Raw genomic sequence first — 26,073 nt, forward strand, 5'->3', positions numbered from 1 at the left:
GGCCCCGCCTGTCATGGAAGGCGAACCTCACCTGTCCCGACCCCGGACAGCGGTATGCCGCGTGCGCAGGCGCGCACGCGGCATACCGACGGGTGGTGGTCCCGGCCGTCAGAGGGCTTCCTGCACCGAGGCCGGGCCCATGAAGTCGGCGTCGCCACCCGACTCGTGCTGCTCGGTGGCCACCGCCTTGACCTCGTGCGGCTGGATCTCGCCGGACGCGATCTGCTCCGCCCAGTGGCACGCCACCCGGTGGTTGCCGGAGACACCGTCGACCTCGACGACCCGCAGCTGCGGGCGGTCGGTGTCGCACTTCGTCTCCTGCCGCCACGGGCAGCGGGTGTGGAACCGGCAGCCCCGGGGCGGGTTGGCCGGGGAGGGCAGGTCGCCGGTGAGCAGGATGCGCTCACGGCGGTCCTCCACGAGCGGGTCGGGCACCGGGACGGCGGACATCAGCGCGCGGGTGTACGGGTGCAGCGGCTGCTCGTACAGCTCCACCGCGTCGCTCTCCTCGACGAGGGAGCCCAGGTACATCACGCCGATCCGGTCGCTGATGTGCCGCACCACGGCCAGGTCGTGGGCGATGACGAGGTAGGTCAGGCCGTACTCGTCCTGGAGCTCCTCGAGCAGGTTGATGACCTGCGCCTGCACCGAGACGTCGAGGGCCGAGACCGGCTCGTCCGCGACGATGAGCTTGGGGTTGACCGACAGCGCCCGGGCGATCCCGATGCGCTGGCGCTGGCCGCCGGAGAACTCGTGCGGGTACTTGCGCAGCGCGGCCGGGGGCAGGCCGACGGCCTTGAGCAGCTCGCGCAGCCGGGCCGAGGCCTGCTTCTCGTCCTTGGCCAGGCCGTGCGCCTTCATGCCCTCGAGCAGCAGCGACTCGACCGACTGGCGCGGGTCGAGGCTGCCCATGGGGTCCTGGAAGACCATCTGGATGTCCTGGCGCTTGCGCCGCAGCTCCTCGCCCTTGAGGGAGGCGATGTCGACCCCGTCGAACTCGACGCTGCCCGCGGTGGGCGGCTCGAGGTTGAGGATGGCCCGGCCGAGGGTGGACTTGCCGCAGCCGGACTCGCCGACGAGCCCGTAGGTCTCGCCCTGGCGGATCTGCAGGTCCACGCCGTCGACGGCGTAGACGTGGCCGACGGTGCGGTCGAAGATGACGCCCTTCTTGATGGGGAAGTGGACCTTCACGCCCTTGACGTCGACGAGGACCTCGCGGTCGTCGCCGCTGCGCGTCGAGCGGGTCTCGGCGGTGGCGGTCATCGGGTCTCCTCCTGGCCGGGGCGCACGGGGTTGAAGCAGCGCAGGGCCCGCGAGCCCTCCTCGACGAGCTCGGGCATGTGCTGCACGCACTCGTCGACGGCGTTCGGGCACCGGGGCGCGAACGCACAGGCCGACGTCCACGGCAGGTTGTCGGCGACCGACCCCGGGATCGGGTGCAGGCGCTCGCCGCGGGAGCCGTCGAGCCGGGGGATCGAGCCGAGCAACCCGTTGGTGTACGGGTGCCGCGGCTCGGCGAACAGCGGGTGCCGGTCGCCACGCTCGACGATCTTGCCGCCGTAGAGGACGTTGACGCGGTCGACGAGGCCGGCGACGACGCCGAGGTCGTGCGTGATCATGATCAGCGCGGTCCCGGTGTCCTCGACCAGCTCCTTGAGCAGGGCCAGGATCTGGGCCTGGATGGTCACGTCGAGGGCGGTCGTGGGCTCGTCGGCGATGAGCAGCCGCGGCTCGCAGGCCAGGGCCATCGCGATGAGGGCGCGCTGGCGCATGCCGCCGGAGAGCTGGTGCGGGTAGTCCTTGAGCCGGCGGTCCGGGTCCGGGATGCCGACCTTGTCGAGCATCTCGCGGGCGATGGGCCGGGCGGCCTTGCGGGACAGGCCGCGGTGCCGCTCGAGCACCTCGGTCACCTGCAGCCCGATCGGGACGACGGGGTTCAGCGACGACAGCGGGTCCTGGAAGATCATGCCCAGGTCGCGGCCGCGCCGGTCGCGCATCTGGTCGCGGGACTCCTTGAGCAGGTCGGCGCCGTTGAACAGCACCTCGCCCTCGACCGTCACGCCGCGGGTGGGGAGCAGGCCCATGATCGCCAGCGACGTCACCGACTTGCCGCAGCCGGACTCGCCGACGAGGCCGACGGTCTGGCCGGGGCGGACGTCGAAGCTGACGCCGTCGACCGCCACGAACGGCTCGTCGCCGGAACGGCGGAACGTGACGCGCAGGTCGCGGACCGACAGCAGCGGCTCGCTGCCGTCGGTGCGCGAGGTGCGGACGTTCTCGATGGTCTCGGTCATGCGGCCGTTACCTCCGGCTCTTGGGGTCGAGGGCCTCGCGCAGCGACTCACCCATGAGGGTGAAGCCCAGGGCCACGATGATGATGCACAGCGCGGGCCACACGGCGAGGGCCGGGTTGTCGTAGATGTACTCCTGGGCGGCACCGAGCATCTGGCCCCACTCCGGCTGGCGGTCGTCGGGGTTGCCGACACCCAGGAAGGACAGCGCGGCGGCGTCGATGATCGCGCCAGCCAGCACGAGGGTCGCCTGGACGATGACCGGTCCCAGAGCGTTCGGCAGCATGTGCCGGAACACGATGGCGGACCGCTTCACGCCGAGGGCCCTCGCGGCGAGCACGTGGTCGCTGGCCCGTTGGGCGAGCAGCGAGCCGCGGAGCAGCCGGGCGAAGATCGGCACCTGGACCACAGCGATGGCGATGATGACGGTCCACTGGCTGGGCTTGGAGGCCAGTGCCGCGATGGAGACGGCGAGCAGCAGTGAGGGGATCGACAGCATCACGTCGACGAGCCGCATCACGAGGGAGTCCGCCCAGCCGCCGAAGGCGCCGGCCAGGGTGCCCAGCGCCAGGCCGCCGGCGAACCCGAACAGGGTCGCCAGCACGCCGACGATGAGGGTCTGCCGGCTGCCGACGATCAGCCGCGAGAAGATGTCGCGTCCCACCGAGTCCGCGCCGAGCGGGTAGCCCGGCTGGGCCCCGGGGATGGGGTTGGTCTGCGGACGCACCTGGTCGATGAGCAGCCGTGCAGTGGGGTCGTGCGGTGCCAGGAGCGGGGCGAAGATCGCGAGCAGGATGAACAGCGCGCTGATCGTCGCACCGAGCAGGAACACGGGGTTGCCGCGCAGCCGCCGCCAGGCGCTCGCGATGAGCGAGACACCGGCCGACTCCTCGACGTGCCCCGCGTCGCCGACGGAACGGTCCGCGAGGGCCACGCCGCCACCGGCGGTGGAGGCGGCGAGGTCGTCGATGCGCTGCTTCTTAGTACTGGGGTTGAGGGGGTTGGGCACCGGCTTCACCTCGTCCGGATTCGGGGGTCGATCACGGCATACGCGATGTCGACCAGCAGGTTGATCACGACGAAGGTGATGGCGAACATCAGCAGCAGCACCTGGAGCACGGCGTAGTCGCGGCGCTCGAAGGACAGGGCCGTCGCCTCACCGAGGCCGCCCCAGCTGAAGACGCGCTCGGTCAGCACCGCGCCGACGAGCAGGCCACCGGTCTGCAGGCCGATCGTCGTGACGACCGGCAGCAGCGCGTTGCGCAGGACGTGGCGGCCGCGGATGACGCGACGGGTCAGGCCCTTGGACTCGGCGGTGCGCACGTAGTCCTCGTCCATGACGTCGAGGACGGCCGCCCGGGTGATGCGGAAGATCACCGCGAACGGGATGGTCGCCAGCGCGAGGCCGGGCAGGATGAGGTGCTTGATGGCGTCCCAGGCGGAGTCCCACTCGCGCGTGAGCAGGCCGTCGAGGACGAAGAAGCCGGTCACGCGGGTGGCGTCGATGCTCGAGTCCTGGCGGCCCGAGACCGGGAGCCAGTGCAGCTGGATCGCGAAGAAGTACTTGAGCAGGAACGCCAGGAAGAACACCGGCACGGCGACGCCGATGAGCGACCCGACGACCGAGAGGTTGTCGAACCACGAGGCGCGGCGCCGGGCGGCGAGGTAGCCCAGCGGGATGCCGATGGCGATCGCCAGGATGATCGAGAAGAGGGCGAGCTCGATGGTCGCGGGGAAGCGCTGCAGGAAGATGTCGAAGGCGTCGGTACCGGCCTGCACCCCCGTGCTGGCACCGAACTTGCCCTGCAGAGCCCGCTTCACGAACTCCCAGTACTGCACGTAGATCGGCTGGTCGAGGCCGAGGGCCTTCTCCAGCGCGGCCCGGCGGGCGGGAGTGGCCCGCTCGCCGAGCATGGCGGACACGGTGCCGCCGGGGAGCGACCGCAGCCAGAGGAAGACGAGCATCGAGAGCACGATGACCACGCCCACCATCTGGAGGAGCCGTCTGAGGATGAATCTGAGCACGGGGGGTCGATCTCCTTCAGTCGCGACTGTGGCCGTCCCAGCGATTGTGCTGGGACGGCCACAGTCTTAGGAAGTGCTGTCCGAGGTCAGTCCTCGGGTCACTTGCTGACGGTCACCGTCGAGAAGGTCTCCGCGGTGAGCGGGCTCGGGACGAGGCCCTTCACCTTGCTGCTCACGACGAGGGCCGGCGGGGAGTGGCTGATCGCCAGACCCGGCAGGTAGTCCTCCTGGATCTGCTGGTTGATCTTCTCGTAGGCCGCGGCGCGCTGCCCCTCGTCGACGATCGAGTCGGCTGCCTCGAGGTCCTTCGACAGCTGCGCACCGTAGGAGGTGACGCTGGTGTGGAAGTCGTTCGCCTTGAGGTTGGAGAAGAACGTGCCGATGAAGTTGTCGGCCGAGTTGTAGTCACCGGTCCAGCCGAGCAGCCACGCGTCGTAGCCGCCGTTGTCGACGGTGTCGAGGTAGCCACCGTTCCACGGCTTGGTGCTGACCTGGACCTTGATGCCGACGTTCTCGAGGTCGCTGCGCAGCGCCTCGTAGATCTTCTGCGGGTTCGGCATGTACGGACGCGACACGTCGGAGGGGTAGGCGAAGTTGAGGGTCATGCCCTCGGCGCCGGCCTCCTTGAGCAGCGACTTGGCCTTCGCCGGGTCGTACGGGTAGGCCTGCAGCGACTTGTTGTAGCCGTCGACCGTCTCCGGCATGAACTGCGTCGCGACCGTTGCGCCCTCGGGCAGCTGGGTCTTGACGAGCTGGTCGCGGTTCATGGCGTAGTAGAGCGCCTGGCGGACCTTGAGGTCCTTGAGCTTCGGGTTGTGCTGCGGGTTCAGGCCGACGTACAGGATGTTGAACGCCGGGCGGATCAGCAGCTGGTTGCCCGAGTCCTTCAGGCCCTTCCAGTCAGCGGGGTTCGGCAGGTCGTAGCCGTCGATGCTGCCGGCCTCGAGCTCCTGGCGACGGGTCGACTCGTCGGGGATGATCTTGAAGACGATCTTCTTCGTCTTCGGCTTCTCGCCCCAGTAGCTGTCGTTCGCGACGAGGGTGACCGTCTTGTTGGCCTCGTCGAACTTCTCCAGCTTGTACGGGCCGGTGCCGACCGGGTTCTTGGAGTAGGCCGGGTAGCCGAACCCGTCACCCTGCTTGGTGACGTTGTTGGCGTCGCCGTCCTTGAGCGCCTTCGGGGACTGCATGGAGAAGGAGTCCAGCGACAGGGCGGTCGGGAACTTCGAGGTCGGGCGGCTGATCTTGATGACGGCCGTCATGTCGTCCTTGGCCGTGCAGCCCTGGTACAGGGCGTTCTTGGCGTCGGACTTGAACGAGCCCATCACGTCGGCCCAGTACCCGGCGGGGCCACCCGCGGCGACCTCGTTCTGGTCGAACATGCGCTCGAAGTTGTAGCAGACGGCAGCCGCGTTGAACGGGGTGCCGTCCCAGAACTTGACGCCCTGGCGGAGGGTGAACGTCCACTCCTTGCCGTCCGACGAGGACTCCCACTTGGTGGCGAGCTCCGGCTCGATGTCGGCGGTGCCCGGCTTGATGCCGACCAGGCCCTCCATCATCTGTCGGGTGACCCGGAAGGTCTCGCCGTCGGTGGCGTAGAAGGGGTCGAACAGCTCGGGGGCGCCGGCGGCGCCGAACGTGAGCGTGTCCTTGATGTTGCCGGCGCTGCCCGAGGAACCGCTGCCGTTGTCCCGGTTGGACTGGGCGCAGGCGGCAAGGGAGAGGGCGAGCGTCGTCGCCAAGGCGACCGGGGCCGCCTTCCGCGTGAGCTTCATGAATACCTCGCTTGTGTGCGAACTCTGGTCGACCCGGTCGGGCGCCAGGGGTGGAGCCGATGGTGCCTGCCGAGGAGGAGTGCGGGGCGCAAACCTTCCTACGGTTGGTGAGGGACCCTAGCGAGAAGTGGGGCGGGGACGCTCCTGCGCCGCCGAAATTAACAAAAGTGAGACCCGTGCCCGAATACGCACGGTTGCGCCCGCACGGTCCGTCATGCGAGTGGTGTCGTGTCCTCCACGGCCGGCCGGGACGGTGCGTTCTCGGGGAAGTGGCAGGCGACGCGGTGCTCAGGACGGAGCTCGACGAGCGGTGGCTCGACGGTGCGGCAGACCTCCTGGGCCTTCCAGCACCGGGTGTGGAAGCGACACGCCGGCGGTGGGTCGATCGGGCTCGGGACGTCGCCCTGCAGGCGGATCCGCTCGCGGTGGCGGCGACGCTGGGTGTCCGGGATGGGGACCGCGGACAGCAGGGCGGTGGTGTACGGGTGCATGGGGCTGGCGTAGAGGGCGTCGCGGCTGGCGAGCTCCACCATCTTCCCGAGGTACATCACGGCGACCCGGTCGGACATGTGCCGGACCACCGACAGGTCGTGGGCGATCACGACGTAGGTCAGGCCCAGCTCGTCCTGCAGGTCCTCGAGCAGGTTGATGACCTGGGCCTGGATCGAGACGTCCAGGGCGGAGACCGGCTCGTCGGCCACGATCAGCTTGGGCTTGAGGGCCAGTGACCGCGCGATGCCGATGCGCTGCCGCTGGCCCCCCGAGAACTCGTGCGGGTAGCGGTTGTAGTGCTCGGGATTGAGGCCGACGAGCTCGAGCAGGTCCTGCACGGCCTTCTTGACGCCGTGGGGGGTCTCGATGCCCTGCAGCCGGAACGGCGCGCCGACGATGGTGCCGACGGTGTGCCTGGGGTTCAGGGACGAGAACGGGTCCTGGAAGATCATCTGGACGTCCCGCCGCAGGGGCCGCATCCGCGCCGTGGACAGGTGGGTGATGTCGCGTCCCTCGAAGAGGATCTCGCCGGCACTCGGCTCGATGAGCCTGGTGAGCATCCGACCCGTTGTCGTCTTGCCGCAGCCAGACTCCCCCACGAGGGCGAGGGTCTCGCCCGTGTGCACGTCGAACGTGAGCCCGTCGACGGCCTGGACGGCCCCGACCTGCCGCTGCAGCAGGCCGCGCCGGATCGGGAAGTGCTTCGTGAGCTCGCGGACCTGCAGGAGCGGGCCGGTGGCACGGGCGATGTCGGTGGTCACGGTGTCAGCTCCCTGCACCCAGCGAGGGCTGGATCTCCTGGGTCCAGATCTCCTCGCGTTCGGCGGCCTCGAGGTGACAGGCGATGTGGTGGTCCGGGGCGACCTCGCGGAACGCCGGCCGCTCCGTCGTGCACGCAGCGCCGACCCGGTCGCGGAACCGGCACCGGGGGTGGAACGGGCACCCCGGGGGCACGCGGATGAGGCTCGGCGGCGTGCCGGGGATCGGCAGCAGGCGTTCGGTCGTCCCACGGTCCAGCCGCGGCATCGAGCCGAGCAGGCCCCACGTGTACGGGTGCTGCGGGTGGTTGAACACCTCGTCCGCGGCGGAGTACTCGACGGACCTCCCGGCATACATCACGAGGATGTCGTCGGCGAGCTCGGCGACCACGCCGAGGTCGTGCGTGATGATGATGACAGCCGAGTTGAACTCGCCCTGCAGGTCCCTGATGAGGTCGAGGATCTGGGCCTGCACGGTGACGTCGAGCGCGGTGGTCGGCTCGTCCGCGATGAGCAGGTCGGGGTCGCAGGACAGGGCCATGGCGATCATGGCGCGCTGTCGCATGCCGCCGGAGAACTGGTGCGGGTAGTCGTCGACCCGGCGGTCCGGCTGCGGGATGCCGACGCGGTCGAGCATCTCGATCGCGTGCTTGCGCGCCACCGCCTTGGGGACGTCGTTGTGGACCCGGTAGGCCTCGATGACCTGGTGCCCCACCGTGTAGAAGGGGTGCATCGACGAGAGCGGGTCCTGGAAGATCATCGCCATCCGCTTGCCCCGCAGGCTGCGGACGAGCTCGCGCGGGGCGCCCACGAGCTCGGTGCCGCCGAGCAGGATGGAACCGGTCATCCGGACCGAGCCGGGGTCGTGCAGTCCCATGATGGACAGGCTCGTCACGCTCTTGCCCGACCCCGACTCCCCGACGATGCCCAGGGTCCTGCCGCGCGCGAGGTCGAAGGAGAGCCCGTCGACCGACTTGACCACCCCGTCGTCGGTCGGGAAGTGCACCTGCAGGTCGCGCACCGAGAGGAAGGCGTCGGCGGGCGCGGGGCCGAGGCCCCCGAGGCCGGTCGCGTCCGGTGCGGGGTGCGGGACTGCCGTGGCACCCCGCGACCACCCCTGCCCGCTCACCGACGCACCCTCGGGTCGACGACGGCGTACAGCAGGTCGACCACCAGGTTGGACATCACGATGAAGAACGCCGCGACGAGCGTGACGCCCAGGATGCGGGGCAGGTCCTGGTTGTCGATCGCGTCGACGGTGTACTTGCCGAGTCCGTTGAGCGAGAAGGTCTTCTCGGTGAGCACGGCACCTCCCAGCAGCAGTCCGAGGTCGAGGCCGAAGATGGTGAGGATGGGGGTGAGGGCACCGCGCAGGCCGTGCCTCACGACCACGGTCCGCTCGGGCAGGCCCTTGGCCCTGGCCGTGCGGATGTAGTCCTCGTTCATCGTCTCGAGCATGCCCGCGCGCGTGAGTCGTGCGTACTGGGCGGAGAACAGGAACGCCAGCGTGATCCACGGCAGCAGCAGGTCGTAGGCCCACGCGAACGGGTTGTGCGTGATCGGCGTGTAGGAGCCCCCTGCGGCGAAGAGGGGGATGCGGTAGCTGAAGAAGGCGAGGCCGATGAGACCGGTGAAGAAGATGGGGAGCGACACACCGCCGAGCGCGATGGACATCGCGGCCCGGTCGAAGAACGAGCCGCGCCGCAGGGCCGAGACCACACCGGTCGCGACACCGGCGAAGAGCCACAGGATCGAGGCGCCCGCGGCGAGCGAGAACGTGACAGGGGCGCGGTCGACGATGTCGGGCCAGACCGGCGTCTTGCTCTGGAACGAGAAGCCCAGGCACGGCGCGGGGCAGTGCTCGACCTCTGCGCCCATGTCGTAGTCCTGGCCGACGAAGACGGCCTTGAGCCAGTGCCAGTACTGCAGCCAGACGGGGTCGTAGAAGCCCAGGGACTTCGCGGTCTCCTTGACGGTCGCCGCCGTCGCGCTGCGCCCGACGTACCGCGTCGCGAGGGTCTCGGGCGTGGCGCCCGCCCACCTCGGGAAGAGGTAGAAGATCGCGAAGACGACCATGCTCACGACCACGAGGAGCACGGCCGCCGCGATCAGTCGGCGGAGGATGTAGGTCACCACAGCTGTTGCCGGGACGACCGGCCCGGATGGGGCCCGGGCCGGTCGTCGGAGGCTCTCACCTGCCTTGGCTCGGAGGAGGTTCGGTCAGTGCGTCACGGCTTGCCGACGGACACGTAGTCGTACATGCCGAACTGCGGGTTGACGAACACGTTGGTGAGGCTCTTCCCACGCAGCAGCAGGCTCTTGGCGTAGACGCCGGGGTAGATGACTGCCTGGTCCATGACCTTCTTGTCGATCTCGCCCCAGATCGCGTTGCGCTTGCTGACGTCCAGCTCGGTCGCCGCCTGGTCGAGCAGCTGGTCGACCGCCGGGATGCGCACGCTGGTGTTCGACGAGCCACCCGTGTCACGGATGACGCGGCTGTCGGTGATCTGGGACAGGAAGCCGTAGCCGTCGTTCCAGTCCGCGCCCCATCCGTTGACGACGAGGCCGAGGTCGTTCTTGACCACGTAGGGCGGGTTCCCGGCATACGTCGAGAAGTAGTCCTTCTTGGCGAAGCCCTTGGGGGTCACCTTGATGCCCACCTTGGCGAGCTGCTGCTGCCACGCCTCGGCCGCAGCCTTCTCCTTCGGCCGCTCGTTGCGGTAGGAGATGTTGGTCGAGAAGCCGTTGGGCTGGCCGCACTTGGCCAGGTACTCCTTGGCCTTCGCGAGGTCGCCCTTCCCGCCGGGAGTCGGGTAGTCGTCGAACTTCTGGTATCCGGGGATGACGGGCGGCAGCAGCGTGGTGGCGAGGTCGCCGCCGGCGAACGGGCCGCCGTAGGCGGTCTGGTACGACGTCCGGTCCATGGCGTACTCGACCGCGATGCGGCAGTTGATGTTGTCGAACGGCTTCACCGTCGGGTTGATCGAGGTGTACCAGAGCCGCGCCAGGGTGGCGTTGTCCGCGCGCGCCTTCAGCGTCGGGTCGGACAGCACGCGGCTCTGCGTGGCCGGGGTGACGCCCGTGCCGACGGCGGCGATGTCGAGGTCGCCGGCGACGATCCGGTTGTCGATGTCGTCGCTGTTGACGTTCATGTCGTACTCGTAGCCGTCAGGCAGCGCCTTGCGGTTCGGGTCGGTGCTCGCGCTCCAGTTCGGGTTGCGCTTCAGCGTGAAGCTCTTGCCGGAGGAGTACGTGTCGAACATGTACGGCCCGCTGGAGACGACGTGCTCCTTGTACTTCGCGCCGGTGTCCTTGGCCTGCGGCACCGGTGCCGTCTGCGGCGTCATGGCGAGGTAGTCGAAGCTCGAGAACGGGGCCTTGAGGTGGAAGACGATCGTGAGGTCGTCCGGCGTCGAGATGGCCGAGTCCGTGTTCATCCCCTTGGACTTGTACGGACCCGCCCAGCCCTTGGGCCAGTTGAGCAGCGAGTCGTAGTACGTCGGGCCGTCGGGGAACGTGGCCTTGTCGGTCGAGCGCTCGATGCCGTACTTGACGTCCTTGGAGGTGATCGGGGTGCCGTCCTCGAACTTCAGGCCCGAGCGCAGCTTGTAGGTCCAGGTCTTGCCGCCGTCGGTGGCCTTGCCGAGGCCCTCGGCCAGGTCGCCCACCAGCTGGTTGCTCTTGTCGCCGGGCGCGACGGTGAACATCGTGAGCGAGCGCGTGTAGAGGCGGATGAAGTCCCACATGTAGCCGTAGTAGGTGTCACCCGGGTCGGTGCTGTCGGGCTCGCCCTCGTCCGCGAACTTGACGATCCCGCCCTTCTTGTCCGAGGCGTTGTAGACCGCCTTGACGGCAGCGTTGAAGCTGCCGCTGGCGGATCCCCCCGAGCTGCCGCCCGAGGTGCTGCCTCCACCCCCCGCGCAGGCGACGAGGCCCAGCGCCGCGACCGAGGCGATCGCCAGGTGAGCCGCTCTTCCAGATCTCATGGTGTGTTCACCCTTCTTCCTGGTGTTTCAAGGGCCGAGCGCCGCGGATCAGCGGGCTCGGGGGTCGAGCGCATCTCGGAGTCCGTCGCCGAACAGGTTGAAGGCGAGGACCGTCACGAAGATCGCGAGTCCGGGCCAGAGGAGGAAGTGCGGCATCGTGTAGTACGTCACGGCGTCGGACAGCATCCCGCCCCAGGACGCGGTCGGCGGCTGGACGCCGACGCCGAGGAACGACAGGGCGGCCTCGAACAGGATGTTGGTCGGGATGAGCAGCGTCGCGTAGACCAGGATCGGGGCCAGCAGGTTGGGCAGCACCTCGCGCGCGAGGATGTACGGCGACCTCGCCCCGAGCCCCTTCGCGGCGTCGACGAACTCGCGCTCCCGCAGCGACAGCGCCTGGCCGCGCACGATGCGCCCGATGTACGGCCAGTTGAAGAAGCCGATGATGAAGATGAGCATCACGATGCGCAGAGCGTTGCCCGAGAGGCCGAACGCCTTGTCGGGGACGACGCCCGCCAGCGCGATCGCGAAGACGAGCAGCGGGAACGCGAGGAACACGTCCATCAACCGGCTGATCGCCGCGTCCACCCAGCCGCCGACGTAACCCGCGACGATGCCCAGGGTCGACCCGATGAGCACCGACAGCAGGGTGGCGAAGAATGCGATGAGCAGGGAGATCCGGGAGCCGTAGACCACCCGGCTGAAGATGTCGCGGCCGTTGACCGGTTCGACGCCCATGAGGAACTTCCAGGAGATCCCGCCGAGCGGCCCCTTCGCGCCCAGGGTGCCGTTCTCGGTGTCGACGAGGTCCTGGTGGAACTCGTTGGGCGGGTGGCCCAGCACCTTGACGATGAGGGGCGCGAAGACCGCCACGAGGATCAGGAAGACGAGCACTGCGCCCCCCGCCATGGCGACCCGGTCGCGACGCAGCCGTCGCCACGCGATCTGGCCGAGCGACCGGCCCTCGATCTGCGTCTCGCCCGCGAGCACGTCCTCCGGCTGCGGCCCCGAGCCGGTGGGGCTGACTTCCAGGGGCACCGTCATGGGCGTGCATACCTCCGTCGCGTCGTCGCGCCGTCGGACTGCCAGGACCGGTGGATCGGGGCACGCCCGGTGGGTGGGCGAGTCGAGTGTGATCCTCGGTGCGCACGAGGTGAACCGCCGTTCGGCCGGTGATGCCGAATCGTGACGTGGTGGAGATTCTCCCGTTGCGCATGCGGCGCCCCCGCGGCCCTGCGGCAGGATGGGACGCCTCAGGACGATCGATGCAAACGGGGACAGATGACCGAGGACGCAGCGCCCGCAGGGGACGTCTCCCCACCGCCCGCGGGGGACGCCTCCCCAGCGCCCGCGGGGGACGTCTCCCTGCGCGCGGTTGCGGGGGCGGCCATCGTCGACGACCTCGCGGCACCCACGCGGTTGCTCGCAGCGCGCCGGACCGAGCCCCCCGCGCTGGCCGGTGGCTGGGAGTTCCCCGGTGGCAAGGTCGACCCCGGCGAGGGCGTCGTGGAGGCGCTGCGGCGCGAGCTCCTCGAGGAGCTCGGCGTGGAGGTCGAGGTGGGGGAGGTGCTCCCCGGGCCCCTGCCCGACGGCCGGTGGCCCCTCGGCGGCGCCTACGCGATGACCGTCTACTGGGCGCGCGTCACGCAGGGGGAGCCGGCGCCCATCGAGGACCACGACGAGCTGCTGTGGCTGGGCCGGGAGGACCTGTATGCCGTGCCGTGGCTCCCGGCGGACCTGCCCATCGTGGACGTGGTCGCGACCCGCCTGCGCTGAGCACGAGGGCCCCGGCTGGGCCCGTGGTCATCGGGGCCCCGAAACCCTGAGACAATGGACCCCATGCCCATGAAGACCCGCGACGACATCCGCAACGTCGCCATCGTTGCCCACGTCGACCACGGAAAGACCACCCTCGTCGACAAGATGCTCTGGGAGGCCGGCGCGTTCGGCGAGCACCAGCACGTCGACGAGCGTGCGATGGACAGTGGCGACCTCGAGCGCGAGAAGGGCATCACCATCCTCGCGAAGAACACGGCGATCCACTACCGCGGCAAGGCCGCGGCGGACGCCGGCCTCGCGGACGGCGCCACCATCAACATCATCGACACCCCCGGCCACGCCGACTTCGGTGGAGAGGTCGAGCGCGGCCTGTCCATGGTCGACGGCGTCGTGCTCCTCGTGGACGCCTCCGAGGGCCCGCTGCCGCAGACCCGCTTCGTGCTGCGCAAGGCGCTGTCCGCCAAGATGCCGGTCGTCCTGTGCATCAACAAGGTCGACCGCCCGGACAGCCGCATCGCCGAGGTCGTCGACGAGGTCTACGAGCTCTTCATGGACCTCGACGCCGACGAGCACCAGATCGAGTTCCCCATCGTCTACGCCTCGGCCAAGGCCGGCCGCGCGTCCCTGAACCGCCCCGAGAACGGCGGCCTTCCGGACGCCGACAACCTCGAGGCGCTGTTCGAGACCATCCTCGGCACCATCCCGGCCCCGACGTACGACGACGAGGCGCCCCTGCAGGCCCACGTCACGAACCTCGACGCGTCCAACTTCCTCGGCCGCCTCGCGCTGCTGCGCGTGCACAACGGCACGATCACGAAGGGCCAGCAGGTCGCCTGGATCAAGACCGACGGCAGCACCGAGCGGGTCAAGATCACCGAGCTGCTCATGACCGAGGCGCTCGAGCGCAAGCCCTCCGAGTCGGCCGGTCCCGGCGACATCATCGCCATCGCGGGCATCCCCGACATCATGATCGGCGAGACCCTCGCCGACGCCGAGAACCCCGTGGCCCTGCCCGTCATCACCGTCGACGAGCCGGCCATCTCGATGACCATCGGCACCAACACCAGCCCCATGGTGGGCCGGGTCCGCGGCTCCAAGGTCACGGCCCGCATGGTCAAGGACCGCCTCGACAAGGAGCTCGTGGGCAACGTCTCGCTGCGGGTCCTGCCGACCGAGCGCCCCGACGCCTGGGAGGTCCAGGGTCGTGGCGAGCTCGCGCTGGCGATCCTCGTCGAGCAGATGCGCCGCGAGGGCTATGAGCTCACCGTCGGCAAGCCGCAGGTGGTCACCAAGCAGGTCGACGGCAAGCTGCACGAGCCCGTCGAGCGCCTGACCATCGACACCCCCGAGGAGTTCCTCGGTGCGATCACCCAGATCCTCGCCGCCCGCAAGGGCCGCATGGAGCAGATGGTCAACCACGGCACCGGCTGGATCCGGATGGAGTTCCTCGTGCCGAGCCGTGGCCTCATCGGATTCCGCACCGAGTTCCTCACCGAGACCCGCGGCACGGGCATCGCCCACCACGTGTTCGAGGACTACGAGCCGTGGTTCGGCACCATCACGACCCGCGTCAGCGGGTCGCTGGTCGCCGACCGCCAGGGTGTCGTCACGGCATACGCCATGGTGAACCTGCAGGAGCGCGGCACGCTGTTCACCGACCCGGGCACCGAGGTGTACGAGGGGATGATCGTCGGGGAGAACTCCCGCGCCGACGACATGGACGTCAACATCACCAAGGAGAAGAAGCTCACCAACGTGCGCGCCTCCTCCTCGGACAACTTCGAGAAGATCGTCCCGCCGCGCAAGCTCAGCCTCGAGCAGAGCCTGGAGTTCTGCCGCGAGGACGAGTGCGTCGAGGTCACCCCCGACGCGGTCCGCATCCGCAAGGTCGAGCTCGACCAGACCCTGCGCGCCCGCGCGGCAGCCCGGGCGCGCAACGCCTGACCCGGGGAGGCCGGCGCGTGACGGACGCACGACTGCCCCTCGGCCGCCCGCTGCTCGCGGGCGGCCTCGTGCTGGTCACGGCGCTGGCCACGGCCTGCACCCCGCGCGCGGGTGGCGGCAGCGAGGGCACGGCGGCCGCCCCCAGGGGTGAGCTGACGGTGCTGTCGCTCGGCCCGGTGGCGACCTGGGACCCGCAGCGGATGTCGATCTCTCCGGACGTCGCCTTCGCCGGCCGCGTCTTCCTGCGGACCCTCACCGCGTTCCCGCCCGGGCGCGACGCCGCCGCTCAGCGCTCGGTCGTCGGCGACCTGGCGACCGGACCGGGCACGCCGGACAAGGACCACAAGGTCTGGACCTACCGGCTGCGCGACGGCGTGAGGTGGCAGGACGGCTCGCCGCTGACGTGCGAGGACGTGCGCTACGGCGTCTCGCGGTCGTTCGCCGAGCCGATGGCCTCGGAGGGGCTCAACTACCCCGCGGCGTACCTCGACCTGCCGCGCAAGGCCGACGGGACGCCCGCCTACGCGGGCCCGTGGGCCAAGGACGCCAAGGGGCAGGCGGCCTACGACAAGGCGGTCACCTGCCAGGGCCCGACGATCACGTTCCACCTCGCCGCGCCCGTGGTCGAGTTCGACCAGGTCGTCACCTCGCCCGCCTTCGCCCCGGTCAAGAAGGACCAGGACAAGGGCCCCAAGGGCGGCACGTATGCCGTGTTCTCCAGCGGTCCGTACCAGCTGAAGGGCGACTGGGACCCCAGCAGCGGCGGCACCTTCGTGCGGAACCCCAAGTGGGACAAGGCGTCCGACCCGATCCGCAAGGGGCTCCCGGACACCATCCGCTACGTCGAGGGCACCGAGTCGCAGACCGCCGTGCAGCAGGTCCTCGCCGACGACCCGGAGCACCGGCAGACCGTCACCCTCGACCCGGCACCCCCGGCCCTGCAGCAGAGCATCCTGTCCGACTCCGGCCTGCGGGCCCGCTCGATCAACCCCTCGTCGCAGTTCGTCGACTACCTCGCGCCCAACGTCGCCAAGGGGGTCATGCGCGACCAGCGCGTCCGCCGGGCCCTGGCCCTGGCCACCAACCGCGAGGGGTACGTCACGGCGCTGGGCGGCGAGAGCGCGGCCGACGTCGCGTACGGCCTCATCGGCCCGGCGCTCCCGGGGCACACCGACGCCGACCCGACCGGGGCCGGCCGGTCCGGCGACCCGGCGGCCGCGAGGGCGGCGCTGCAGCAGGCGGGGCTGACCCTGCCGGTGCGGATCCGGGTGGCGTACCGGTCGACCCCGACGGCCGACAAAGCGATGGCGGCGCTCACGAACGGCTGGGAGGACGCCGGCTTCGCGGTCACCCTCCAGCCCATCGAGAAGGACTACTTCACCGCGATCGGTGCCCCCGGCCGCCAGGACCAGACCGACGTCTTCTGGGCCAACTGGGCCGCGTCCTGGCCCTCGGCCTCGACGGTCATCCCGCCGCTGTTCGACAGCCGGCTCAACCTGCTCGCGTCCAGCAGCGGCCGTGACTACGGCCGGTTCGCCGACGACAGGGTGAACGCGGAGATCACCCGGATCGGCACCCTCACCGACGCGGACCAGCGCGCCGCGGCATGGGCCCGCCTCGACGCCGGGCTGGCCCAGCGCGGCGCGTTCGTCGCGCTCGCGCAGCGCCGCTCGCTCTACGTCGCCGGCAGCCGGGTCACCGGGTTCGCCGCCAACGAGGCACTGGGCGGCTTCGTCGACCTCGCGGACGTCGGGGTGCGCCAGTGAGCCGGTCGCCGCTGCTGTTCGTCCACGCCCACCCCGACGACGAGACCCTCACGACCGGGCTGACCATGGCCCACTACGTCCGCGCCGGCCACCCCGTGCACGTGCTGGCCTGCACCCTCGGCGAGGAGGGCGAGGTCATCCCGCCCGACCTGTTCCACCTCGACGCGGCCCACGACGACGCCCTCGGCCCGTACCGGGCGGAGGAGCTGGCGCGCGCCATGGCGGCGCTGGGCACGACGTGGGAGGTGCTCGGCTCCGACCCGGCTCGCGGGGTGCTGTCCCGCTACCGAGACTCGGGCATGGCCGGCACGCCGAGCGCGGCCAACCCCGCTGCCTTCGTCAACGCCGACCTCGCGGAGGCCGCCGCGCTCGTGGTGGACGTCGTCCGCCGCACCCGGCCCGCCGTGGTGGTCACCTACGACGCGCAGGGTGGGTACGGCCACCCCGACCACATCCAGACCCACCGCGTCACGTGCGCGGCCGTGGCCTCCCTGCCCGCCCACGAGCAGCCGGCGCTGTATGCCGTGCTGACGCCGCGGTCCTGGGCGCGCGAGGACCGCGAGTGGCTGGCCGCGCACCCGGAGCTGACCGGCGAGTGGAGCGTGCCGGCCGTCGACGGGGACTACCCGCCGTCCGTGGTCGCGGACCCCCTGGTGACCCACGCGGTGCAGGACCCCGAGGCGCTGCCGGTGCAGCGGGAGGCTCTGTCGCAGCACGTCACCCAGGTGAAGGTGCGCGGCGACGTCTACGCGCTGTCCAACGACATCGCCGCTCGGCTGGCCGGCCGCGAGGGCTTCGCCCGGCTCGACCCGGCCACGGGCGAGGTCGCCGCGCCACCCGCACCGGACGCGGGCCGCCGCGCGGGTCGTGTCGCAGGCCTGTTGGATGGGTCGTCGTGACCACCCCCGTCGACGCAGACCACTTCCGCCTGGCCATGGGCCGGTTCGCGACGGGCGTCACCGTCCTCACGACCTTCGCCGGCGGCCACGACCACGCCATGACGGCGAACGCCGTCACCTCCGTGTCGATGGAGCCGCTGCTCGTCCTGGCCTGCGTCGAGGTCGACGCGCGCTTCCACGACGCCATCGCCGACTCCGGCGTCTGGGGTGTGAGCATCCTCGGTGCCGACCAGCGCCCCACCGCCGAGTGGCTCTCCACCCAGGGCCGGCCGCTGCACGGGCAGCTCGACCGGGTGGCCCATCACCGTGGTCCGGGGACGGGGGTGGCCCTCCTCGACGGCGCCCTCGCGACGCTCGAGCTGCGCACCACCGACATGCACCGCGCGGGTGACCACAGCATCGTCGTCGGCGAAGTAGTGTCCCTGTCGAGCAACGACCACCCGGCCGACGCGCTGGTCTACTACCGCAGCCGCTACCAGCCGCTGCGCTGAGGGGAGTGCCCGTGAGAGAGAACGGCTCGGCGGCCCTGCGCGCCTCGGTCGCCCTCACCGTCCTCGTCGCCGGCTACGTCGGCCTGGCGTACTTCCTCGGCCGCCACGTCCCCGCCAACACCTCCGTGGCGGGCGTCCCGATCGGCGGCATGAGCCCGGCCTCGGCCGAGCGCACCCTCGACCGCGCGCTGGCCGACCGCCGCGACCAGAAGGTCGTCCTCGTGGCGGGGGACGCGAAGCAGGAGCTCAGCCCGGCCGACGCAGGGCTGCGTCTCGACCTGCCCGGCACCGTCGACGGGCTCACCGGGTTCTCGCTCAAGCCCGCCGACCTCTGGGCGCACCTCACGGGCGGGGGCGACCAGAAGCTCGCCGTCGCGGTCGACCGGGGCAGGCTCGAGGCCGCGGTGCGGGGTGCGGCGAAGGCGCTCGACACCCCGGTCGTCGAGGGTGGCATCACGTTCCCGGGTGGCAAGGTCGCCGTCGTGCAGCCGGCGCAGGGCCGCAGCGTCGACGTGGGCCGGACGGCCGACGCGGTCGCCGCACGCTGGCCGGCGACGACCCCGGTCACGGCCGCGCTCGACACCGTCGACCCCAAGGTGTCCGCCGACGAGCTCGACCGCGCCAACCGCGAGTTCGCGACGCCGGCGGTCTCCGCGCCGGTGACCGTCGTCGTCGGCTCCAAGCGCTTCCCGGTCGAGCCCGCGGCATACGCCCCGGCGCTCTCGGTCACGGCGGACGACTCGGGCCGGCTCTCGCCGCAGGTCGACGAGGCCAAGCTGGTCGCCGCCGTTCGCAAGGCCGCGGCCGCGGCGGGGCTGGAGAAGGCGGCCCGCGACGCGAAGATCACGTTCAAGGGGACCATCCCGGTCGTGCAGCCGGCTGTCGTCGGCTCCACGCTCGACGACACCTCGGTCACGAGCGCCTTCGTCCCCGCGCTGACGGCGCCCGGGCGGACCGCCACGGTCTCCGTGAAGGTGGTCCAGCCGAAGCTGACGACCGCCGAGGCGGAGAAGATCAAGCCGCGCGAGGTGATCTCGACCTTCTCGACGCAGTTCCCGTTCAACCCGCCGCGCACCGAGAACATCACCATCGCGGCCCGCACGCTCAACGGCACCTACGTCGCGCCGGGGCAGACGTTCAGCCTTAACGCCGTCCTCGGGCAGCGCACCGCCGCCAAGGGCTACAACCCGGCACCGGTCATCGTCAACGGCCGGCTCACCAAGGACTACGGCGGCGGCATCTCCCAGCTCTCGACGACGCTGTTCAACGCGATCTTCTTCTCCGGTGCCCGGATCGAGGAGCACCACCCGCACTCCTTCTACATCTCGCGCTACCCCGAAGGGCGCGAGGCCACGATCTCCTGGCCGGACGTCGACAACCGGTTCACCAACGACACCGGCTACGGCATCCTCATCCAGGCGGGCGTCTCGGGGAACTCGGTCACCGTGACGTTCCACGGCACCAAGGTGTGGGACGTCAAGGCCGTGAAGGGCCCGCGCCGCAACGTCGTCCAGCCGAGGACCATCACCGACGACAAGGCGTCCTGCGTGCCACAGACGCCGACGCCCGGCTTCGACGTCACGGTCACGCGCATCTTCCTCAAGGGCGGCAAGCAGGTGAAGACGTCGACCTTCAACACCCACTACATCCCCGAGGACGACGTCCGCTGCACCAACCCGAAGGCCGGCTGACGCGGCTCAGTCGCGCACGAGGTGGGCGTAGGGGTCCGGCCGCTCGGAGACGCTGCGCAGCACGCAGAACTCGTTGCCCTCGGGGTCGAGCAGCGTCGCCCAGCCGCCCCCGTCGTCCTTGCGCAGGTCCTGGTGCATCGTCGCCCCCATGCCCAGCAGCCGCTCGACCTCCTCGTCGCGGGTGACGTCCTGCGGGTAGAGGTCGAAGTGGAGCCGGTTCTTCACCGTCTTGCCCTCGGGCACCTCGATGAACAGCACCCGGGTGCGGCCGTCGGGGGAGAAGATCATGCACTCCTCGTGCCCGGGCAGGTTCGGGTCCTGCGGGTCCTCGGAGAACCCCAGGACCCGGCCCCACCAGACCGACTGGTCGTGGGCGTTCCGGCTGTCGACGGACGTGTGCATGATTCGGCTCACCATGGGCGGCAGCCTTGCGGCAGCGGGCCGCCCGCGCCACCCGTTATCGCGGCTGGGTGAGGTAGACGTAGCTCGAGTGCGTGTCGAAGCCGAGCCGCTGGTAGAGCCGGATCGCCGTGGCGTTGTCGTGCTCGACCTGCAGGTGCACGAGGTGGAGCCCGCGGGCGCGGGCGGCCGCCGCCAGCTGCGCGGTGAGGTGGGCGGCCAGGCCCCGACCCCGGTATGCCGGGTCGGTCCAGACCGCGCCGAGCCCGGCCCAGCCGTGGGCGATCCCCATGCGGCCCAACGCGATCGGGGTGGTCCCGGCGGCGTCGGGGTCCCGCAGCCCGAGCTTCTGGGACAGCCCGCCGCCTGGACGGACCTGACCGAAGAGGTGCTCGGGGCTGCCGGTGACCACGCGCTCGCTGACGCCGGGGACGCTGGAACGGGTGGTGAGGTAGGTCGCCAGCCACTCGGGCGAGGCCTCCGGCGACACCACCACGTCCGGGCCGCCGGGGTCGGCTGCGGCGACGCGCTCGGTCGAGGCCGTCAGCACGAGCGTCCGGCTGCCCTCGGTGTACCCGCGGGCCAGCATCAGGGCACCGAGCGGGTCGTCGCCGGGTCGGAAGCCCTCGGGGCCCGCAAGGGCGAGCCTGGCGGGCAGGCCGCGCGCGGCGTACCAGGCCTCGACCTGGTCGACCGCCCGCTCGAGGGGCACGCCGGGGTCGCCCACCGGCACCACCGAGTTGCCACGCTGGGTGAATCCCTGGGACGCGCGCAGCTCCCACTCGCCGAGCCGGTCGCGCTCGAGGGCGCCCCACGCGGGGGCCATGACCCGCTGGAGGTCGTCCACCGAGACGGCGAGGTGGGCGGCACCGCGGCGGGAGGGGCGGGGCGGCACCACCTTGGCGGCCGTGACCCGGTCCAGGGACACGCGCACGGGGCCATGCCCGGTCTCGACGACGAGCGCGTCGCCGGTGAGCTCCACGAGCGTGCCGACCGAGTCGGTCAGCGTCGCCCCGGTGGCGGCATCGGGTGCGTCGAGGCGCCACCGGACGACCACCCGGGACCCGACGTGGAGGTTGCCGACATCGCCTGACACACGCCGCATAGTATGTGCGGCATGACGTACGTGATCGCCCAGCCTTGTGTGGACCTCAAGGACAAGGCCTGCATCGAGGAATGTCCCGTCGACTGCATCTACGAGGGCGAGCGCTCGCTGTACATCCACCCGGACGAGTGCGTCGACTGCGGTGCGTGCGAGCCGGTGTGCCCGGTCGAGGCGATCTACTACGAGGACGACGTCCCCGAGCAGTGGGCCGACTACTACAAGGCGAACGTCGAGTTCTTCGACGACCTGGGCAGCCCGGGTGGCGCGGCCAAGCTCGGCGTCATCAACAAGGACCACCCGCTGATCGCCGACCTGCCCCCGCAGTCGCACGACGAGTGAGCGCGGAGGTCAGCGCGTGACCTCACGCGTCCTCCCCGACTTCCCCTGGGACTCGCTCGCTCCGTACAAGGAGCGGGCGAGTGCCGTGCCCGGGGGCATCGTCGACCTGTCCGTCGGCACGCCGGTCGACCCCACGCCGGAGGTCGTCCAGGAGGCCCTGCGCTCGGCCGCTGACGCGCCCGGGTACCCGCAGACGTACGGCACGCCCGCCCTGCGCGAGGCGGTCGCGGGCTGGTTCGCCCGACGGCGCGGGGTCCCCGACCTCGACCCCGACGGGGTCCTGCCGACGGTGGGCAGCAAGGAGCTGGTGGCCTGGCTGCCGACCCTGCTCGGCCTCGGGCCGGGTGACCTCGTGGGCTTCCCCTCGGTGGCCTACCCGACCTACGACGTCGGGGCCCGGCTCGCCGGTGCGACGCCGACCGTGGTCGACGGGCTGGCCGCCCTCGGTCCGCTGACGCCCGCCACCACGCCGAAGCTGCTGTGGCTCAACACCCCCAGCAACCCGACGGGCAAGGTCCTCGGCGTCGAGCACCTCGCCAAGGTCGTCGCGTGGGCGCGGCAGCACGGCGTCGTCGTCGCGAGCGACGAGTGCTACGCCGAGCTGGACTGGCGGGAGGGCTCGGAGGGGCCGACCACGCCGTCGATCCTCGACCCCCGCGTCACCGGTGGCTCCCACGAGGGCCTTCTCGCGGTGTACTCGCTGAGCAAGCAGTCCAACCTCGCGGGGTACCGTGCCGCGTTCGTCGCCGGCGACGTCGCCCTGGTGCGGCAGCTGCTGGAGGTGCGCAAGCACGCCGGGATGATCGTGCCGTGGCCGGTCCAGGTCGCCCTCACGGCGGCCCTCGGCGACGACGAGCACGTGGCCGCGCAGAAGGCCCGGTACGCCGCCCGCCGGCAGGCACTGCGGTCGGCCGTCGAGGGCTTCGGCCTGCGGGTCGACCTCTCCGAGGCGGGTCTCTACCTGTGGTCGACCCGGGGTGAGGACGCGTGGGCGACCGTCGCGGCGCTGGCCGACCGGGGGATCCTCGTCGCGCCCGGCACCTTCTACGGGCACCACGGCCGCGAGCACGTCCGGATCGCCCTGACGGCGTCCGACGAGCGCATCGCCGAGGCCGTCCGGCGCCTCGGGGCCTGACCAGCCCGATTCCCGGGCGCGAGCACGGTTGGGGTAGCGTCACAGTGCGCGACGAGCGCCCTGACGCGAACCCGACGGGTGCCCGCACACACTCGTGGAAGATGGGACACACACATGACTGACGCAACGGCTGGCGCCACCCTGACGGCCGACGGGAAGACCCTCGAGCTCGGCCTGGTGAAGGCGACGGAGGGCAACAACGGCTACGACGTCTCCAAGCTGCTCAAGGAGACCGGCAACGTCACCCTCGACACCGGCTTCGTCAACACCGCCTCGTGCAGCAGCGCGATCACCTACATCGACGGCGACGCGGGGATCCTGCGCTACCGCGGCTACCCGATCGAGCAGCTCGCCGAGAAGTCGAGCTACCTCGAGGTGTCCTACCTCCTCATCTACGGCGAGCTGCCGACCCAGCAGCAGCTGGACGACTTCGACTCCAAGATCCGCCGCCACACCCTGCTGCACGAGGACCTGCGCGCGTTCTTCAACGGCTTCCCGCGCGACGCGCACCCGATGCCCGTGCTGTCCTCCGCGGTCTCGGCGCTGTCGACCTTCTACCAGGACAGCCTCGACCCGTTCGACAAGGAGCAGGTCGAGATCTCGACCGTCCGCCTCATGGCCAAGCTCCCGACGATCGCGGCCTACGCGTACAAGAAGTCCGTCGGCCAGCCGTTCCTCTACCCGGACAACTCGCTGTCCCTGCCGGAGAACTTCCTGCGCATAACGTTCGGCTTCCCGGCCGAGCCGTACGACCTCGACGAGGACATGGTCAAGGCGCTCGACCTGCTCCTCATCCTGCACGCCGACCACGAGCAGAACTGCTCCACCTCGACGGTCCGCCTCGTCGGCTCCTCGCAGGCCAACCTCTTCGCGTCGGTCTCGGCCGGCATCAACGCGCTGTTCGGCCCGCTGCACGGTGGTGCCAACCAGGCCGTGCTCGAGATGCTCAACACCATCCACGAGAACGGCGGCGACGTCGACACGTTCGTGAAGAAGGTGAAGAACAAGGAGGACGGCGTCAAGCTGATGGGCTTCGGCCACCGGGTCTACAAGAACTACGACCCGCGCGCCGCCATCATCAAGAAGACCGCCGACACCATCCTCAACAAGGGTGGCGTGCAGGACCCGCTCCTGGACATCGCGCTCCAGCTCGAGCAGCGCGCGCTGGAGGACGACTACTTCGTGGAGCGCAAGCTCTACCCGAACGTCGACTTCTACACCGGCCTCATCTACAAGTCGATGGGCTTCCCGACCCGCATGTTCACCGTGCTGTTCGCCCTCGGCCGCCTGCCGGGCTGGATCGCCCAGTGGCGCGAGATGATCGAGGACCCGCAGACCAAGATCGGCCGCCCGCGCCAGATCTACACCGGCCACACCGAGCGCGACTACGTCGGCATGGGCGACCGCTGACCCCACGCCCGCACGCTCCACGACGCCCCCGGCCCGCGGCCGGGGGCGTCGTCGCGTCAGGGGAGGGGGTCTCGGACCTCGCCGGGCGAAAGGGGCGAATCGGTCGTAGCCTTCCGCGCATGAGGCGCACCTGGGCGGCAGCGGTCGGCACCATCGGTCTCGCGGCGGCGGCAGCCGTGGCGAGCTCCCCGGCGACGGCGTCCCCGCCCGGCGCGCCGACGGCAGCCGACATGCACCATGCGGGAACGCAGCCCACCGGTTCCCGCCACACGGGGGGAGCCTTCGGGCCGCTGGACCTCGGCCCGGCCGGCCTGCCCGAGACCCGGACCGTTCAGCAGGTCGAGCCCGGGGTCACGTGGACCCGGATCACCCGGGGTGCGCCCGACGCCTCCGTCCCGTGGGTCGTCGAGGTGAGCATCCCCTCGGGCGCGAGCAGCCCCGACCCGGACGCCCCGCCACGTGCCATCCAGGACGAGGCCAGCGCCCGCGCGTTCGCCGACCGGCTCACCGCGGCCGGGTTCCCGGCCGAGGCCCAGCAGGTGCTCCAGCCGGCCGTCGCGGACGTCCCCGCCGGTGTGCTCGGCTGGCGGGTGCGGCTCACCACGACATTCGGCAGCCAGGCGCAGGCGACCGCCGAGGCCGCCCGGCTCAAGGCCGCCGGGTTCTCCGGCCGGGCCTGGTATGCCGGGTGGGACGGCACGTCGACCGCCAAGGGCCCGTGGACGGTGAACGTCGTGACGATCGACCCCCGGACGTTCCGCGGGACGCTCGCCGGGACGTTCGGCCCGACCATCGAGGCGCGCGAGACCCCGACCTGGCTCTCGCGGTACGAGAAGGCGAAGGTCGCCGTCAACGCCGGCTTCTTCGTCCTCGACCCGAAGGCCGGAGCCGAGGGCGACCCGGCCGGCGCCGGCGTCTACGACGGCCGGCTGGAGTCCGAGCCCGTGGGGACCCGCCCCGTGCTCGTGCTCGACCCGCGCGCCCGCCACACCGAGGTCGTCCGCCCCACCTGGCGCGCGACCGTGGGCCTGCCCTCCGGCCGCCAGGTCCTGGACGGTCTCAACCGGGTCCCCGGCCTCATCCGCAACTGCGGCGGCACCGCCGACGACCAGCCGACGTCCCTGCCGCTGCACGACTTCACCTGCACCGACGCCGACGAGCTCGTGCTGTTCACACCGGCCTACGGCGCGAACACCCCTGCCGGCCCGGGCGCCGAGGCGGTCCTCGACCGTTCCGGCCGCGTCGTCTCGGTGGCGTCGACGCGCGGGGTCGCGCTCGCACCCGGCCAGCGCTCGCTGCAGGGCACCGGGGCCCAGGCACCGCTCGTGGCGGCGCTGCGTCCCGGCCAGCGGGTTGGTGTGCAGACCGCGCTGACCGACGGCCGTCGCCCCCTCTCGCTGCCCGGTGCGGCGGTCCTCAACGGCGGGCCCGAGCTGGTCCGCGACGGGCAGGTCCACGTGACCCAGCGCCAGGACGGGATGGTCCACCCCGGCGAGCCGAGCTTCGCCTACGGCTGGGTGCTCCAGCGCAACCCCCGCACCTTCGCCGGTGTCGACCGGGCCGGACGCACCCTGCTCGTGACGGTCGACGGCCGGCAGCTCGGTGAGCTCGGCCTGTCGATCCCCGAGACGGCTGCGGTCGCCAGGTCGCTCGGCATGGTCGACGCGATGAACCTCGACGGCGGCGGGTCGACGGCCATGGTCGTCCGGGACGAGCTGGTCTCGCACCCGTCGGACGCCACGGGGGAGCGCCCGGTCGGCGACGCCATCGTCGTGCGCTGACGACTGG

General features: G+C 71.0%; 21 protein-coding genes and 2 pseudogenes. 11 read left to right on the plus strand and 12 right to left on the minus strand.

Annotated elements, in window-relative coordinates:
- Positions 1 to 108: 108 nt before the first annotated feature.
- The 10 genes from J2X64_RS11940 to J2X64_RS11985 form a co-directional block, all read right to left on the minus strand.
- Positions 109 to 1,263 carry an oligopeptide/dipeptide ABC transporter ATP-binding protein gene (locus J2X64_RS11940; protein WP_310154485.1) on the minus strand — a complete coding sequence of 385 codons (1,155 nt, stop codon included), beginning with the start codon at positions 1,261 to 1,263 and terminating at the stop codon, positions 109 to 111.
- Positions 1,260 to 2,294 carry an ABC transporter ATP-binding protein gene (locus tag J2X64_RS11945; protein ID WP_310154488.1) on the minus strand — a complete coding sequence of 345 codons (1,035 nt, stop codon included), beginning with the start codon at positions 2,292 to 2,294 and terminating at the stop codon, positions 1,260 to 1,262. The genes J2X64_RS11940 and J2X64_RS11945 overlap by 4 nt, the downstream gene beginning before the upstream one ends.
- A gap of 7 nt (positions 2,295 to 2,301) precedes the next feature.
- Positions 2,302 to 3,300 (minus strand): ABC transporter permease, encoded by a 999-nt coding sequence (locus J2X64_RS11950; RefSeq protein ID WP_397444047.1) that lies wholly within the window; start codon positions 3,298 to 3,300, stop codon positions 2,302 to 2,304.
- Between the two features lie 5 nt (positions 3,301 to 3,305).
- On the minus strand, positions 3,306 to 4,316 hold the full coding sequence (locus tag J2X64_RS11955) for an ABC transporter permease (RefSeq protein WP_310154494.1): 1,011 nt from the start codon (positions 4,314 to 4,316) through the stop codon (positions 3,306 to 3,308).
- Between the two features lie 98 nt (positions 4,317 to 4,414).
- On the minus strand, positions 4,415 to 6,091 hold the full coding sequence (locus tag J2X64_RS11960; protein WP_310154497.1) for an ABC transporter substrate-binding protein: 1,677 nt from the start codon (positions 6,089 to 6,091) through the stop codon (positions 4,415 to 4,417).
- Between the two features lie 212 nt (positions 6,092 to 6,303).
- The gene (locus tag J2X64_RS11965; protein WP_310154500.1) at positions 6,304 to 7,344 is read right to left on the minus strand and encodes a dipeptide ABC transporter ATP-binding protein; all 1,041 of its coding nucleotides are present in this window, start codon (positions 7,342 to 7,344) and stop codon (positions 6,304 to 6,306) included.
- Positions 7,345 to 7,348: 4 nt separating this feature from the next.
- Positions 7,349 to 8,470 (minus strand): ABC transporter ATP-binding protein, encoded by a 1,122-nt coding sequence (locus tag J2X64_RS11970; protein WP_310154503.1) that lies wholly within the window; start codon positions 8,468 to 8,470, stop codon positions 7,349 to 7,351.
- Entirely contained in the window at positions 8,467 to 9,474 is a 1,008-nt protein-coding gene (locus tag J2X64_RS11975) for an ABC transporter permease (protein ID WP_310154506.1), read from the minus strand. The genes J2X64_RS11970 and J2X64_RS11975 overlap by 4 nt, the downstream gene beginning before the upstream one ends.
- 95 nt (positions 9,475 to 9,569) lie before the next feature.
- On the minus strand, positions 9,570 to 11,327 hold the full coding sequence (locus J2X64_RS11980; RefSeq protein ID WP_310154508.1) for an ABC transporter substrate-binding protein: 1,758 nt from the start codon (positions 11,325 to 11,327) through the stop codon (positions 9,570 to 9,572).
- A 48-nt stretch (positions 11,328 to 11,375) separates the two neighbouring features.
- On the minus strand, positions 11,376 to 12,371 hold the full coding sequence (locus tag J2X64_RS11985; RefSeq protein ID WP_310154511.1) for an ABC transporter permease: 996 nt from the start codon (positions 12,369 to 12,371) through the stop codon (positions 11,376 to 11,378).
- A gap of 237 nt (positions 12,372 to 12,608) precedes the next feature.
- Between J2X64_RS11985 and J2X64_RS11990 the strand changes: the two genes are divergently transcribed.
- The 7 genes and pseudogenes from J2X64_RS11990 to J2X64_RS19165 all read left to right on the plus strand — a co-directional run.
- Positions 12,609 to 13,103, plus strand: a complete 495-nt coding sequence (locus J2X64_RS11990) for a (deoxy)nucleoside triphosphate pyrophosphohydrolase (protein WP_310154514.1) — start codon at positions 12,609 to 12,611, stop codon at positions 13,101 to 13,103.
- A 63-nt stretch (positions 13,104 to 13,166) separates the two neighbouring features.
- Positions 13,167 to 15,050, plus strand: a complete 1,884-nt coding sequence (typA, locus tag J2X64_RS11995; RefSeq protein ID WP_310154517.1) for a translational GTPase TypA — start codon at positions 13,167 to 13,169, stop codon at positions 15,048 to 15,050.
- 17 nt (positions 15,051 to 15,067) lie between these two features.
- Positions 15,068 to 16,816: an ABC transporter substrate-binding protein gene (locus J2X64_RS12000; protein ID WP_310154520.1), complete on the plus strand. Its 1,749-nt coding sequence runs from the start codon at positions 15,068 to 15,070 to the stop codon at positions 16,814 to 16,816.
- A complete protein-coding gene (gene mshB, locus J2X64_RS12005) occupies positions 16,813 to 17,715 on the plus strand; it encodes an N-acetyl-1-D-myo-inositol-2-amino-2-deoxy-alpha-D-glucopyranoside deacetylase (protein ID WP_310154522.1) in 903 nt (300 codons plus the stop codon). The genes J2X64_RS12000 and mshB overlap by 4 nt, the downstream gene beginning before the upstream one ends.
- Positions 17,712 to 18,206 (plus strand): flavin reductase family protein, encoded by a 495-nt coding sequence (locus J2X64_RS12010; protein ID WP_310154525.1) that lies wholly within the window; start codon positions 17,712 to 17,714, stop codon positions 18,204 to 18,206. Before mshB ends, J2X64_RS12010 begins: the two co-directional genes overlap by 4 nt.
- Positions 18,207 to 18,355: 149 nt before the next feature.
- A pseudogene (locus J2X64_RS19160) lies at positions 18,356 to 18,736 on the plus strand (peptidoglycan binding domain-containing protein); the annotation flags it as partial.
- 552 nt (positions 18,737 to 19,288) lie between these two features.
- Positions 19,289 to 19,897, plus strand: a pseudogene (locus tag J2X64_RS19165) (VanW family protein); the annotation flags it as partial.
- A gap of 6 nt (positions 19,898 to 19,903) precedes the next feature.
- Here J2X64_RS19165 and J2X64_RS12020 read toward each other — a convergent pair.
- Together J2X64_RS12020 and J2X64_RS12025 are read right to left on the minus strand one after the other, a co-directional pair.
- Positions 19,904 to 20,314 carry a VOC family protein gene (locus tag J2X64_RS12020; protein ID WP_310154529.1) on the minus strand — a complete coding sequence of 137 codons (411 nt, stop codon included), beginning with the start codon at positions 20,312 to 20,314 and terminating at the stop codon, positions 19,904 to 19,906.
- A 40-nt stretch (positions 20,315 to 20,354) separates the two neighbouring features.
- Entirely contained in the window at positions 20,355 to 21,392 is a 1,038-nt protein-coding gene (locus J2X64_RS12025; RefSeq protein WP_310154532.1) for a GNAT family N-acetyltransferase, read from the minus strand.
- Positions 21,393 to 21,413: 21 nt separating this feature from the next.
- Between J2X64_RS12025 and fdxA the strand changes: the two genes are divergently transcribed.
- The 4 genes from fdxA to J2X64_RS12045 all read left to right on the plus strand — a co-directional run bounded on the left by fdxA (position 21,414) and on the right by J2X64_RS12045 (position 26,066).
- Positions 21,414 to 21,740, plus strand: a complete 327-nt coding sequence (gene fdxA, locus J2X64_RS12030; protein ID WP_310154534.1) for a ferredoxin — start codon at positions 21,414 to 21,416, stop codon at positions 21,738 to 21,740.
- A 16-nt stretch (positions 21,741 to 21,756) separates the two neighbouring features.
- Positions 21,757 to 22,875: a succinyldiaminopimelate transaminase gene (dapC, locus tag J2X64_RS12035; protein WP_310154537.1), complete on the plus strand. Its 1,119-nt coding sequence runs from the start codon at positions 21,757 to 21,759 to the stop codon at positions 22,873 to 22,875.
- A gap of 114 nt (positions 22,876 to 22,989) precedes the next feature.
- Positions 22,990 to 24,285: a citrate synthase gene (locus J2X64_RS12040; RefSeq protein WP_310154540.1), complete on the plus strand. Its 1,296-nt coding sequence runs from the start codon at positions 22,990 to 22,992 to the stop codon at positions 24,283 to 24,285.
- Between the two features lie 119 nt (positions 24,286 to 24,404).
- Entirely contained in the window at positions 24,405 to 26,066 is a 1,662-nt protein-coding gene (locus J2X64_RS12045; RefSeq protein WP_310154543.1) for a phosphodiester glycosidase family protein, read from the plus strand.
- The last annotated feature ends 7 nt before the right edge of the window (positions 26,067 to 26,073 follow it).

The organism is Phycicoccus sp. 3266, from assembly GCF_031456495.1.
Lineage (GTDB): Bacteria > Actinomycetota > Actinomycetes > Actinomycetales > Dermatophilaceae > Pedococcus.

What these genes read in the sequence shown, in the direction of transcription:
- J2X64_RS11940 (WP_310154485.1), bottom strand. Translation starts at nt 1,263, where the DNA reads ATGACCGCCACCGCCGAGACCCGCTCGACGCGCAGCGGCGACGACCGC.
- J2X64_RS11945 (WP_310154488.1), bottom strand. Translation starts at nt 2,294, where the DNA reads ATGACCGAGACCATCGAGAACGTCCGCACCTCGCGCACCGACGGCAGC.
- J2X64_RS11960 (WP_310154497.1), bottom strand. Translation starts at nt 6,091, where the DNA reads ATGAAGCTCACGCGGAAGGCGGCCCCGGTCGCCTTGGCGACGACGCTC.
- J2X64_RS11980 (WP_310154508.1), bottom strand. Translation starts at nt 11,327, where the DNA reads ATGAGATCTGGAAGAGCGGCTCACCTGGCGATCGCCTCGGTCGCGGCG.
- J2X64_RS11985 (WP_310154511.1), bottom strand. Translation starts at nt 12,371, where the DNA reads ATGACGGTGCCCCTGGAAGTCAGCCCCACCGGCTCGGGGCCGCAGCCG.
- J2X64_RS11990 (WP_310154514.1), top strand. Translation starts at nt 12,609, where the DNA reads ATGACCGAGGACGCAGCGCCCGCAGGGGACGTCTCCCCACCGCCCGCG.
- typA (WP_310154517.1), top strand. Translation starts at nt 13,167, where the DNA reads ATGCCCATGAAGACCCGCGACGACATCCGCAACGTCGCCATCGTTGCC.
- J2X64_RS12020 (WP_310154529.1), bottom strand. Translation starts at nt 20,314, where the DNA reads ATGGTGAGCCGAATCATGCACACGTCCGTCGACAGCCGGAACGCCCAC.
- fdxA (WP_310154534.1), top strand. Translation starts at nt 21,414, where the DNA reads ATGACGTACGTGATCGCCCAGCCTTGTGTGGACCTCAAGGACAAGGCC.
- J2X64_RS12040 (WP_310154540.1), top strand. Translation starts at nt 22,990, where the DNA reads ATGACTGACGCAACGGCTGGCGCCACCCTGACGGCCGACGGGAAGACC.
- J2X64_RS12045 (WP_310154543.1), top strand. Translation starts at nt 24,405, where the DNA reads ATGAGGCGCACCTGGGCGGCAGCGGTCGGCACCATCGGTCTCGCGGCG.